Annotated in this window: 10 protein-coding genes and 5 tRNA genes; 3 read left to right on the top strand and 12 right to left on the bottom strand. The window is 46.2% G+C overall.

Annotated elements, in window-relative coordinates; all coding sequences use genetic code 11:
* Window positions 1–47: 47 nt before the first annotated feature.
* The 10 genes from hupB to NH568_RS21050 form a co-directional block, all read right to left on the bottom strand.
* Complete coding sequence (gene hupB, locus NH568_RS21095) at window positions 48–320, bottom strand: nucleoid-associated protein HU-beta (RefSeq protein WP_010386462.1); 273 nt, start codon at window positions 318–320, stop codon at window positions 48–50.
* 226 nt (window positions 321–546) lie between these two features.
* Window positions 547–2,910, bottom strand: coding sequence for an endopeptidase La (gene lon / locus NH568_RS21090; RefSeq protein ID WP_253050613.1), 2,364 nt, complete (start codon window positions 2,908–2,910; stop codon window positions 547–549).
* 345 nt (window positions 2,911–3,255) lie between these two features.
* Window positions 3,256–4,539, bottom strand: coding sequence for an ATP-dependent protease ATP-binding subunit ClpX (gene clpX, locus NH568_RS21085; RefSeq protein ID WP_253050611.1), 1,284 nt, complete (start codon window positions 4,537–4,539; stop codon window positions 3,256–3,258).
* 142 nt (window positions 4,540–4,681) lie between these two features.
* Window positions 4,682–5,299 (bottom strand): ATP-dependent Clp endopeptidase proteolytic subunit ClpP, encoded by a 618-nt coding sequence (clpP, locus tag NH568_RS21080; protein ID WP_054017318.1) that lies wholly within the window; start codon window positions 5,297–5,299, stop codon window positions 4,682–4,684.
* A 282-nt stretch (window positions 5,300–5,581) separates the two neighbouring features.
* Window positions 5,582–6,889, bottom strand: coding sequence for a trigger factor (gene tig / locus NH568_RS21075; protein WP_138545070.1), 1,308 nt, complete (start codon window positions 6,887–6,889; stop codon window positions 5,582–5,584).
* Window positions 6,890–7,220: 331 nt separating this feature from the next.
* Window positions 7,221–7,297, bottom strand: a tRNA-Pro gene (locus NH568_RS21070).
* 19 nt (window positions 7,298–7,316) lie between these two features.
* Window positions 7,317–7,393 (bottom strand) — tRNA-Pro (locus tag NH568_RS21065).
* Between the two features lie 19 nt (window positions 7,394–7,412).
* Window positions 7,413–7,488 (bottom strand) — tRNA-His (locus NH568_RS21060).
* Window positions 7,489–7,510: 22 nt separating this feature from the next.
* A tRNA-Arg gene (locus NH568_RS21055) sits at window positions 7,511–7,587 on the bottom strand.
* Between the two features lie 71 nt (window positions 7,588–7,658).
* Window positions 7,659–7,735 (bottom strand) — tRNA-Pro (locus NH568_RS21050).
* 393 nt (window positions 7,736–8,128) lie between these two features.
* On the opposite strand from NH568_RS21050, the gene folD reads away from it, so the two are divergent.
* Window positions 8,129–8,983: a bifunctional methylenetetrahydrofolate dehydrogenase/methenyltetrahydrofolate cyclohydrolase FolD gene (gene folD, locus NH568_RS21045; RefSeq protein ID WP_253050609.1), complete on the top strand. Its 855-nt coding sequence runs from the start codon at window positions 8,129–8,131 to the stop codon at window positions 8,981–8,983.
* A gap of 131 nt (window positions 8,984–9,114) precedes the next feature.
* Window positions 9,115–9,666: a GNAT family N-acetyltransferase gene (locus tag NH568_RS21040; RefSeq protein ID WP_253050607.1), complete on the top strand. Its 552-nt coding sequence runs from the start codon at window positions 9,115–9,117 to the stop codon at window positions 9,664–9,666.
* 14 nt (window positions 9,667–9,680) lie between these two features.
* On the opposite strand, the gene NH568_RS21035 is transcribed toward NH568_RS21040, so the two are convergent.
* The gene (locus NH568_RS21035; RefSeq protein WP_253050605.1) at window positions 9,681–10,091 is read right to left on the bottom strand and encodes an FHA domain-containing protein; all 411 of its coding nucleotides are present in this window, start codon (window positions 10,089–10,091) and stop codon (window positions 9,681–9,683) included.
* A 209-nt stretch (window positions 10,092–10,300) separates the two neighbouring features.
* Between NH568_RS21035 and NH568_RS21030 the strand changes: the two genes are divergently transcribed.
* Window positions 10,301–11,050 carry a transporter substrate-binding domain-containing protein gene (locus NH568_RS21030; protein WP_253050712.1) on the top strand — a complete coding sequence of 250 codons (750 nt, stop codon included), beginning with the start codon at window positions 10,301–10,303 and terminating at the stop codon, window positions 11,048–11,050.
* A 76-nt stretch (window positions 11,051–11,126) separates the two neighbouring features.
* Here NH568_RS21030 and pyrC read toward each other — a convergent pair whose 3' ends face one another.
* Window positions 11,127–12,170 carry a dihydroorotase gene (pyrC, locus tag NH568_RS21025; protein WP_253050603.1) on the bottom strand — a complete coding sequence of 348 codons (1,044 nt, stop codon included), beginning with the start codon at window positions 12,168–12,170 and terminating at the stop codon, window positions 11,127–11,129.
* Window positions 12,171–12,198 lie beyond the last annotated feature (28 nt).

Raw genomic sequence — 12,198 nt, 5'->3', positions numbered from 1 at the left:
TTACACTATCTTAACATAGGTAGTTCGGCAGATTGAGCTGAATCTGCTTAGTTTACCGCGTCTTTCAGAGCTTTACCGGCTTTGAAAGATGGGATGTTAGCTGCAGCGATTTCGATTGCCGCGCCAGTTTGCGGGTTACGACCAGTACGTGCTGCACGCTCGCGTACTGAGAAAGTACCAAAACCAACTAAGGCAACTGAGTCACCGTCTTTTAGCGCACCAGTTACTGACTCAATGAATGAATCCAGAGCACGACCAGCAGCCGCTTTAGAAATATCAGCATCAGCTGCGATTTGATCGATTAATTGAGATTTATTCACAATATCATCCTCTTACATTGTTATTATCAAGAGCGATGAGGGCTTACCACTAACATCACTTTTGTAGTTAACTCAGAGAAATCTGACGATTCTCTATTTCATCTAATGTCTCAAAGCCTAGTAACTACGGGGGCTTGTGAGCTACCAGGCTAAATACAGTGCTTAAGTTAGCATACCATTTAGATTTGAAAACCCTTTTTACGCACTTTTATGTACTTTTTCTGCTTTACCCGGCGGACTTTTGCGACTCAATGGTAAAACTGTCTACCGGATGAGCAAGTGCCAGCGATAAAACGTCATCAATCCAGCTCACCGGATGGATTTCAAGACCTTCCAGAACATTCTGCGGGATCTCTTTAAGATCGCGCTCATTCTTTTTAGGGATAACAACTGTTTTAATGCCACCTCGGTGTGCTGCCAACAGTTTTTCTTTTAGTCCACCAATTGGCAAAACTTCACCACGCAACGTAATCTCGCCCGTCATAGCCACATCGCTACGAACAGGGTTGCCAGTCAAGCTTGAGACCAGGGCTGTTACCATTGCAATACCGGCACTTGGACCGTCTTTGGGCGTCGCCCCTTCTGGCACATGCACATGGATATCACGCTTCTCGTAGAAATCGTCATTAATTCTGAGCTTGTCGGCACGATTGCGTACGACCGTCGTTGCAGCCTGAATCGACTCCTGCATAACATCACCCAGTGAACCTGTGTAAGCAAGCTTACCTTTACCCGGCACTGCTGCACACTCGATAGTCAGCAAATCACCGCCTACTTCAGTCCACGCCAGCCCAGTCACTAAGCCAACACGGTCACCATCTTCTGCCTTACCGTAATCGAAGCGCTGCACACCCAGATAGCTTTCGAGATTGTCGGCATTGATCACTACCTTGTCTTTAGATTTACTTAGCAAAATGCTCTTAACTGCTTTGCGGCACAGTTTTGACAACTCACGCTCAAGGTTACGCACACCCGCTTCGCGTGTGTAGTAGCGGATAGTATCAATAATGGCACTATCTTCAATCTCGATCTCATGCTCCTTCAAGCCGTTACGTTTAATTTGTTTCGGAATGAGATGCTGTTTAGAAATGTTGAGTTTTTCATCTTCGGTATAGCCAGAAAGACGGATCACCTCCATCCTGTCAAGCAAAGGACCTGGAATGTTGAAGCTGTTAGAGGTGGCCACAAACATTACGTCAGACAGATCATACTCTACTTCCAGATAATGGTCGGCAAAGCTGCTGTTTTGTTCCGGATCCAGGACTTCGAGCAATGCTGAAGCCGGGTCGCCACGCATATCTGAAGACATTTTGTCGATTTCATCCAGTAAGAACAGTGGATTCTTCACACCCACTTTGGTCATGCTCTGGATCAGCTTGCCTGGCATAGAACCAATGTAGGTGCGTCGGTGGCCACGGATCTCTGCTTCATCACGTACACCACCCAGTGCCATACGTACATACTTACGACCTGTTGAGCGAGCAATAGATTGTCCTAAACTAGTTTTACCTACCCCCGGAGGACCGACTAAACACAAAATAGGCCCTTTCAGCTTGTTGGTGCGCTGCTGAACCGCCAGATACTCAATAATGCGATCTTTGACTTTCTCAAGTCCATAGTGGTCTGCATCAAGGATTTTTTGCGCATTCGCAAGATCTTTTTTGACCTTCGAGCGCTTCTTCCAAGGGACACCTATCAAGGTATCTATGTAGGAGCGTACCACAGTCGCCTCTGCCGACATCGGCGACATCATCTTAAGCTTATTCAGCTCAGAGGTCGCTTTTTCTTCGGCTTCTTTGGGCATCTGAGCTTCGCTGATGCGTTTTTTCAGTGCTTCAAATTCGTCTGGCACATCATCCAGCTCACCCAGCTCTTTCTGGATGGCTTTCATTTGTTCATTGAGATAGTACTCACGTTGAGACTTTTCCATCTGCTTTTTGACGCGTGAACGGATTTTCTTCTCAACCTGAAGCAGGTCTATCTCGCCTTCCATCAATGCCATCAGATACTCCAGGCGATCTGTGACGTTGTAAAGCTCCAGTACTTTTTGTTTCTCAGGCACTTTAATCGGCATGTGTGCCGCCATAGTGTCTGCAAGGCGTGCCGTTTCATCAATACCAGAGACGGAAGTCAGTACTTCTGGCGGGATTTTCTTATTGAGCTTTACATACCCTTCAAACTGACTAATGGCACTGCGAATAAAGATATCCTGCTCTGGGCCTTCAATGTTTTCGGAGGCAATAAACTGTGCTTCAGCCAAAAAGTAATCGTCAGTGACCAGAAACTTTTCAATTTTCGCTCGCTGAGTGCCTTCTACCAGTACTTTGACCGTACCGTCAGGCAACTTTAGTAATTGCAATACCGTGGCGACAGTACCGACCTGATAAATATCATCAGTGTCAGGATCATCAATAGATGCCTCTTTTTGCGCCACTAAAAAAATTTGCTTGTCATTTTCCATCGCAGCTTCAAGGCATTTTATTGATTTTTCTCTGCCTACAAATAGCGGGATCACCATATGAGGGTATACGACCACATCACGCAGTGCCAATACGGGTATTTCGACTCGATCCATTCTCTCAAGCGTCATTATATTCTCTTCGCACTTCATTAATTTCAAGGATTAGGGTGGTATATGGGGATTGTCTTCAAAAAGTTCAACCTATCTACCAACCCGTATCGATTTCTAGTTTGAGTTTATACCAATTTGCTTAATTAAGTGTTCTATTTTGAGGCGAGAAAACAGGCTCGATAACAAGGCAAAAATTTTGCTATTTAGTTGTTCTAAATGAGAAATTTTTAACGCTGTTAGCGTCATATTTGCTCCGTCAAATTGAACAGGTATTAAGTGAAATTGGTATTATAGATTGCTGGTACTACCAAACTGTAGACAAAAAAAGGAGCCTGAGGCTCCTTTTGCGATAAAACGAGGCCGTTATTCCGACGCTGCTTTATCCTGATTGTTATTTTCGTATATTAAAATCGGGTCAGACTCACCTTTAATAACGGTTTCGTCCACCACAACTTTACTCACGTCTTCTATCGAGGGTAGCTCATACATGGTATCCAGAAGTACACCTTCCACAATGGAACGTAATCCACGGGCACCCGTTTTTCTTTCCATAGCCTTATGAGCAATCGCTTTAAGCGCATCTTCACGGAACTCAAGCTCAACCCCTTCCATTTTGAACAACGCACCATACTGTTTGGTTAATGCATTCTTAGGTTCATTGAGGATTTGGATCAACGCGTCTTCATCCAGCTCAGCTAAAGTAGCAACCACAGGTAAACGGCCAATGAATTCAGGTATGAGGCCATATTTGACCAAGTCTTCTGGCTCAACATCTTTGAAGGTATCACTCAACGAACGTGCACTGTCCGACGATTTAACCTGTGCGCCAAATCCGATCCCAGTGTTAGTGTGGCTACGCTGCTCGATCACTTTGTCTAAACCAGCAAATGCACCACCGCAGATAAACAAGATTTTTGATGTATCAACCTGCAAAAACTCTTGCTGCGGATGCTTACGTCCACCTTGAGGCGGAACCGATGCAACAGTGCCTTCAATCAGTTTTAGTAGTGCTTGTTGCACTCCTTCACCAGATACATCCCGTGTGATTGACGGATTATCTGATTTACGCGAAATTTTGTCGATTTCGTCGATATAGACAATACCGCGCTGTGCTTTTTCTACGTCGTAGTCACACTTCTGTAAAAGCTTCTGGATAATATTTTCGACGTCCTCACCCACATAGCCTGCTTCAGTCAACGTGGTAGCATCTGCCATTGTAAAGGGCACATCCAGCAAGCGTGCCAGCGTTTCGGCAAGGAGGGTCTTACCACTCCCCGTTGGACCGATCAGCAAAATGTTACTTTTGCCCAGCTCAACATCGCCTTTCAGACCCTGATTTTTCAGACGCTTGTAATGGTTGTACACTGCAACCGACAGCACTTTTTTAGCATGCTCCTGACCGATTACATAATCATCAAGGTGATTTCGGATCTCTCTTGGTACCGGCAATTTATCAGACGAATCATGTTGCGGCGCTATATCCTTGATTTCTTCTCTAATGATGTCGTTACACAGTTCGACGCATTCATCACAAATGTACACTGACGGACCAGCGATCAACTTGCGTACTTCATGTTGGCTCTTACCACAAAATGAGCAGTATAAGAGCTTACTATTCTTGTCGCCGTCTGTAGGAGTGTCTGACATTCAGCTACCTCTTAAATTTGGTCAGTTATCTACTTAGATAACACAATACATATTTTAACTATACCAAAGAAATTTGCCTTTAGCATAGCCGGGCCAGGTGCATTTATCTAACGAATCTCACAATGCCTCTGGCCCAAATAGATTACTTGATGTTTCTGCTGCTGTGAACGGCATCAACCAGGCCATAATCTACGGCTTGTTCTGCATTCATAAAGTTGTCACGATCGGTGTCATTCGCAACCACTTCATATGGCTGACCCGTATGTTCAGCCATCAGACGATTGAGCTTTTCTTTGATCGTCAGGATTTCTTTCGCGTGGATTTCAAAGTCGGACGCCTGGCCCTGGAAACCACCGAGAGGTTGGTGGATCATCACACGTGAATTTGGCAAGCAGTAGCGCTTGCCTTTCGCGCCACCAGACAGCAAAAATGCGCCCATACTTGCAGCCTGCCCCACACACACAGTGCTAACATCTGGCTTAATAAAATTCATCGTATCATAAATAGACATACCTGCAGTGACGGAGCCACCCGGAGAATTAATGTAAAGGTAGATGTCTTTTTCAGGGCTTTCTGATTCCAAGAACAGCAGCTGAGCAACGATCAAGTTTGCCATATGGTCCTCAACCTGACCGGTCAAGAAAATGATTCGCTCTTTAAGCAAACGAGAATAAATGTCATACGAACGCTCACCTTTCGCTGTTTGCTCAACAACCATCGGGACTAAAGCGTTTAGAGGATCAAACATACCGTCATTCATTTTATAGATTCCTTATAAACAGGGAAGTGCACTGCAAAACCTGCCCACCTGTCTGTCTCATCGGGAAGACAAGCGATATTCGTTTACTCAATTGACTGGGAGTTTATAGACATAAGTTTATACATGAGACGATGATAAACAAAAGTATACACACAACCGTGTTGCTTTGAGCAAATAAACAAAAATGGCTCGCAGCACTGCAAAACACAGAGCAATACGAGCCATTTAAACGTTAGCTTAACAGTAAGTCAATAATTTCGTCTTTGACGAGATTAAAAGGGCTTACTGAGCCGCCTGTTGTGGGTTCATGATGTCGTCAAAAGACTTTTCAACATCAGCAACCTGAGCAGCTGCCAGAATCGCATCTACTGCCTGCTCTTCCATTGCAACGTTACGCATTTGCTGCATTAGTTGGTCGTTACCTTTGTAGTAAGCAACAACTTCACTTGGATCTTCATAAGCAGAAGCAACAGTCTCGATTAGCTCTTCAACTTTTGCATCATCTACTTTAATGTCATTCGCTTTGATCACTTCACCTAGCAGAAGACCCGTTTTAACACGTGTTACTGCTTGCTCGTGGAACAGCTCAGCCGGAAGCTCAGGCATGTTCTTAGCATCACCACCGAAACGCTGTGCAGCTTGCTGACGTAGCGCATCGATTTCTTGGTCGATCAGTGCTTTAGGTACGTCAACTTCGTTGGTCTCTAGCAGACCTTTGATTGCTTGATCTTTGATCTGAGCTTTTACAGCCTGACCAAGTTCACGCGTCATGTTTTTCTTCACTTCTTCTTTCAGTGCGTCAACGCCACCTTCAGCTACACCGAACTTAGTTGCGAATTCGTCAGTCAGCTCAGGCAGCTCCTGAACTTCAACTTTCTTCACCGTGATCTTGAACTGAGCCGCTTTACCTTTCAGGTTTTCAGCGTGGTACTCTTCAGGGAAAGTCACGTCAGCAACCACTTCTTCGCCTGCTTTCTTACCGATGATACCATCTTCGAAACCAGGGATCATGCGACCTTGACCTAGCTCAAGTGGGAAGTCTTCAGCTTTACCGCCTTCGAATTCTTCACCTTCAACAGTGCCCAGGAAGTCGATTGTTACACGATCTTTTTCACCCGCAGCTGCATCGCTTTCAGTCCAGCTTGCGTGCTGCTTGCGCAGAGTTTCCAGCATGTTAGCCAAGTCATCTTCAGTTACGTCAACAACAGGCTTCTCAACTGAAATCTTTTCAAGATCTTTCAGTTCAACTTCTGGATAAACTTCAAAAGTCGCATCAAATTCAAGGTCCTTACCCGCTTCCAGTGACTTAGGAGCAAAAGTAGGTGCGCCAGCAGGATTGATCTTTTCAGAAACAATTGCCTCGATGTAGTTGCGTTGCATCAGTTCACCAGCAACTTCTTGCATTACAGCGGCGCCGTAACGCTTTTTGATAACAGATACTGGTACTTTACCCGGACGGAAGCCGTCGATACGCTGTGTTTTAGCCAGTTGTTGTAAGCGTTTTTTTACTTCAGTCTCAACGTTCTCAGCTGGAACTGTGATAGTCAGACGGCGCTCAAGACCTTGAGTCGTCTCAACAGAAACTTGCATGATATAACCTCAATTTTCATTTTTGGCGACTACGCGCCTTCCTTACAAACAAGCCGACTTTTTATCAGATCAGATGACAGCAGAGCATCATATCTACTCAATCTCGATTGAGTAAACCACCGCAAAAAACACCCCTACATTTGATGTTTAGAATCAGTGCTGATCCCCGTCAGACTTGCTGCCTGCCCAGACAGGGCGCTATGTTAAATAATAGACGCGGCATTATAACCTATAAAACGGGAGAGTCGAGCAATCACGGCAAATAATTGATGCTACAAGGGGCAAAATAAAGGGATAAAGTAAGATTTGAATAAAAAAAGAAAAGAAGAAATGGTCGGCGATGCAGGATTTGAACCTGCGACCCCTTGGACCCAAACCAAGTGCGCTACCAAGCTGCGCTAATCGCCGAATTTAATTTTTTTGAAGATGGTCGGCGATGCAGGATTTGAACCTGCGACCCCTTGGACCCAAACCAAGTGCGCTACCAAGCTGCGCTAATCGCCGAACATATAGGTTTTGTAGATGGGGCGACTGACGAGGCTTGAACTCGCGACAACCGGAATCACAATCCGGGGCTCTACCAACTGAGCTACAGCCGCCACTACAATGTGGATTTTAAAATGGCGCACCCGGAAGGATTCGAACCTTCGACCGACGGCTTAGAAGGCCGTTGCTCTATCCGACTGAGCTACGGGCGCGGCGCAAAGAATGCTTCTTCGTGCATACCACCAACTTTCGTTGATTACTTCAATTCCGTAAGGAATAAAAGTGGTCGGCGATGCAGGATTTGAACCTGCGACCCCTTGGACCCAAACCAAGTGCGCTACCAAGCTGCGCTAATCGCCGATTTTCGTTATTCTTGGAGTTTCTCTTGCGAGCCCCTCGTTGACAACGGGGTGCATAATAGTGATTTGCCTGAGTGAGGTCAAACATTTTTTTTAGAAATCATGCCAACTGACTATTTTTACTGCAAAACGTTTAATTTATATAACAAGACGACTGGTTTTTCAGCAATTTTGCCTGACACTGAGATAATAAAGTTGCCCTGTGCCGGATCCAGCTTGGCTATTTGGGGGATTTTTGCGAAAATAGTAGCGGCTTCCTAAGTTTTTCGGTACTCAGTCCTGAGCAAGCCCTCACGCTGATACAGATGACTCAGTGAACCCCAATAATAGAGTTCCCCCTTTAATACACTCTATAATCGTTCAAGTAATTAACCCTTAAATTTAAAGGTCAGTCATGACGGCAAACATCATCGACGGTAAAGTCATTGCGAAACAAGTTCGCAGTACCGTAGCCAACCGCGTTGCAGCGCGGATCAATCAGGGGCTCAGAGCGCCAGGACTCGCAGTTGTACTCGTTGGCCAGGACCCCGCCAGCCAGGTATACGTAGGCTCAAAGCGCAAAGCGTGTGAAGAAGTAGGCTTCGTATCTAAGTCATATGATCTTCCCGCAGACACAAGTGAAGCGCAATTACTGGAGTTGGTGGACACGCTTAACCAGGATCCAAATGTTGATGGTATCCTTGTTCAGCTGCCATTGCCTGACGGATTAGATGCCGAGAAAGTGCTGGAACGTATTCACCCTCACAAAGATGTTGATGGTTTCCATCCTTATAATGTCGGACGACTGGCGCAACGTATGCCAGCGCTACGCCCGTGTACTCCAAAAGGGATCATTACGTTACTGGACTCAACCGGTGTCAGGTACAAAGGCATGCATGCTGTTGTTGTTGGTGCCTCTAATATTGTTGGCCGCCCAATGTCATTGGAGTTGTTGCTGGCAGGGTGTACGACAACTGTTTGTCATAAATTTACCCAAGATCTGGAAGCACACGTGAGACGTGCAGACCTATTAGTTGTTGCCGTGGGTAAGCCAGAGTTTATTCCGGGTGAGTGGGTTAAAGAAGGCGCCATGGTCATTGATGTTGGCATTAACCGCCTGGAGTCAGGCAAATTGGTGGGCGATGTACAATATGACGTTGCTGCACAGCGGGCGAGCTTTATTACCCCGGTACCGGGCGGTGTTGGACCCATGACCGTTGCAAGCTTAATTGAAAATACACTTGAAGCTTGCGAAAACTATCATAGTTAATGCTTCCATCGCAGGTGCGCTCAGCACCTGCTTGTCCTCTGCCTTCTTTTTTGTTCAACCTCGAACAAAACTACCACCTTCTCAAATTTGGACTACTATTGAGCAGCGATTGCTCTCAATAAAGGACCATGATGACGGCTTCCACCCAACCACAGCTACCAGCCTATTCGCTGCACTGTTACATGCCGGGTACGCTTAACGGCACAGATAAACTCAAACTGGGCCAGTTTCGCAGCATGATATGGCGCGAGCAAGGACATACCATCAGTCACTGTACAACACCCGATTCCTGGCTTGAGGGCGCAGATAGTGACGCATATATCTGGCTGGCTGAATCTCAGGGTCATATCATCGCGACAGCCAGAATGAATCTTTGTACTGATCTGGCACACTTACCCGAGCAACAACTTTACCAACCAATAAGCAATCAGCTGCCCACCCCGCTGGCAACCTGGGGAAGGCTTGCCGTCGCTACTCAGTGGCGAAACCAAGGGTTAGCTACCCACCTTATTAAAGTACGCCTGATACTGGCAAAAGAATTAGGCTGTCGGACTGTTGTGTTAGATTGCCCGGTGTCACGGATTGCAGCTATGCAGGCGCATCATTTTGATGTTTTGCTACCACCCCAGCCGGGCATTTTGTTCCCAGGTATTCAATTTGTCGTCATGGGTCGTATGCTTTAAAGCGCCAGTCTTATTTAATCAGGCGATGCCAGAGAGCTCATAATAAAGCTGTAAGGGTGTAAGTCTGAAAAAGTGATCACATCACCCAGGTTCAGTTTTATATCTGCATCTGGCAATATCTTAACTTGGTTCACAAACACACCGTTTTTACTGGTGTCTCTGAGCGTCCAATGCTCACCTGTCCAGGTAATTACAGCATGGTGACGTGAGATTTCAATCCCTAACACCTGAGTGTCGACCCCACTCTCTGCACGACCAAAGCGGTGGTGAGCTTTAAGAACGATGTGATCATTGGTTTGTGCTAATAAAAGGTGTGCCATGCCTGTGCCTATCTGAGTATCCTGACGTCGAATCTTGCTACAGTGCGTATCTCGGGAAGAAGAAATACCCATCTCCTGGGCATGAGATTGTAATCGTTCCTTCATAAGGATGACATTACGCCACCTTACACTCCGTACCGCTTGCATTATTAATTCTGTATACAAACCCAATACTGGCATCTGAACAGATATTATCTACAGTTAAAATAAGATCTCCCGCTGGAAAGACAGCTGTGTCGGAAGTAGGTAAGGCAAGGCAATGCAGGAGCCTGCATCGCGAGTGTTCTGGTTATGTGCAGGTGTTAAGCTTGCTGGTGTTATATTGCTTTTTTGCGAGTGCCATAGTTCGTGCTGCAAGCCCGATACCTGTCACAATTTTGGCAGATGACAGCTACCCACCCTACTCTTATGTTCAGGATGGCAAACTGGTCGGTATATACCCTACTCTCATCCTGGAAGCTGCGAAGCTCATCAAGGAGGAGTACCTGGTTGAATTACGACCCATTCCCTGGAAAAGAGGTGTCGCAGCGCTCGAACATGGTGAAGCATTCGCTTTGATGCCACCTTATATCCATCTCGACACACGCCCCTATATCTGGCCCTACTCGGTCCCCCTAAAACAAGAAGAGGTCGTGGCGTTTTGTAACCCTGGCGTCACTTTACAAAATATCACTCAGCGTGACGACGAGCTTGCGCCAATTAATGTTGGCTTAAATGCGGGCTTTCTGATCCTAGACGATGCGCTTAAACGCGCAAGAAAAGCAGGACATATTATTGTTTGGGAAAACAAGAATACCCGCGCTAACATCATCAAACTATTTAAGAAAAGGATCGACTGCTACATTAACGACAGACTCTCCACTCTGATTGGTATTAGTGATCTGCAAGACCAGTTGCCAAGCTTAACAGCACAGTCATTTGTCGAAGACCGTGTGGTACTGAGCCGCAGTGCCCATATCGGTTACTTAAAAGGGTACGAAGGAAAATATCCATTTAAAGCTGACTTTATCGCAAAAATGGATGAAGCCTTGAACACCGTTTTACAAAAAGCGACGCATCCCTGACTTTTACTTAAATCGCACGGCATCAACTTGCACTAAAAAGGCAGCCTCGGCTGCCTTATCATATATGATCTAGTGTTTATTCAGCGACAACCTGCCAGTCAACGCTAGTACCCGCCTTGATTGGCACAACCTGAGTATCGCCCAGAGGATAGGACTCTGGAACCTGCCAACTGGTTTTTTCCAATGTGATGGTATCTGTATTGCGCGGTAGACCATAAAAATCCGGACCAAAGTGACTCGCAAAACCCTCTAGCTTATCCAATGAACCGGCCTCTTCGAACGCTTCTGCGTATAGCTCAATGGCAGCATGGGCTGTATACGCGCCGGCACATCCACACGCCGCTTCTTTTTTATCTTTGGCATGAGGCGCCGAATCCGTGCCCAGGAAAAACTTTTTACTGCCACTGGTCGCGGCGCGTAATAGCGCTTGCTGATGTGTATTGCGCTTTAGTATTGGTAAACAGTAGTAGTGAGGGCGGATGCCACCAGCTAGCATATGATTACGGTTGTACAGCAAATGGTGCGCAGTAATTGTCGCTGCGACATTGTCCGGTGCCGATTCAACAAACTCGACCGCATCCTGAGTGGTAATGTGTTCTAACACGATTTTCAGTTTGGGAAACGCATCGACGACTTTTTTAAGTTTAGTGTCGATAAACACTTTTTCACGATCGAAAATATCAATCGAAGAGTCCGTCACTTCACCGTGCACAAGTAGTAACATTCCCACTTCCTGCATCACTTCCAGAATAGGGTAAATATTTTCAACGTCAGTCACACCTGAGTCTGAGTTGGTGGTCGCACCTGCGGGGTAAAGCTTTGCAGCAACTATGTGTCCACTGGCTTTTGCAGCTCGGATCTCTTCAGCACTGGTATTATCAGTCAGGTACAATACCATCAGCGGCTCAAATTGCGCTTTCGGCTGTGCTGCGAGGATACGCTCCCGATAAGCCAGTGCACTTTGCGTACAAGTCGCCGGTGGCACCAGGTTAGGCATGATGATAGCACGCCCCATATAGCGACTGATGTCGCGCACAGTGTCAACGAGTACCGTACCATCACGCAGATGTACGTGCCAGTCGTCCGGACGAGTGATTGTTAAGGTCTGTTTACTTGTCATTGCTCTTTCCCACTACTGAATTTGCCCG

Origin of the sequence: Pseudoalteromonas sp. XMcav2-N (genome assembly GCF_024124545.1) — a bacterium.
GTDB lineage: Bacteria > Pseudomonadota > Gammaproteobacteria > Enterobacterales > Alteromonadaceae > Pseudoalteromonas.
The sequence above is the reverse complement of the archived record's forward strand: the minus strand, read 5'-3'. Positions and strand labels throughout refer to the sequence as shown.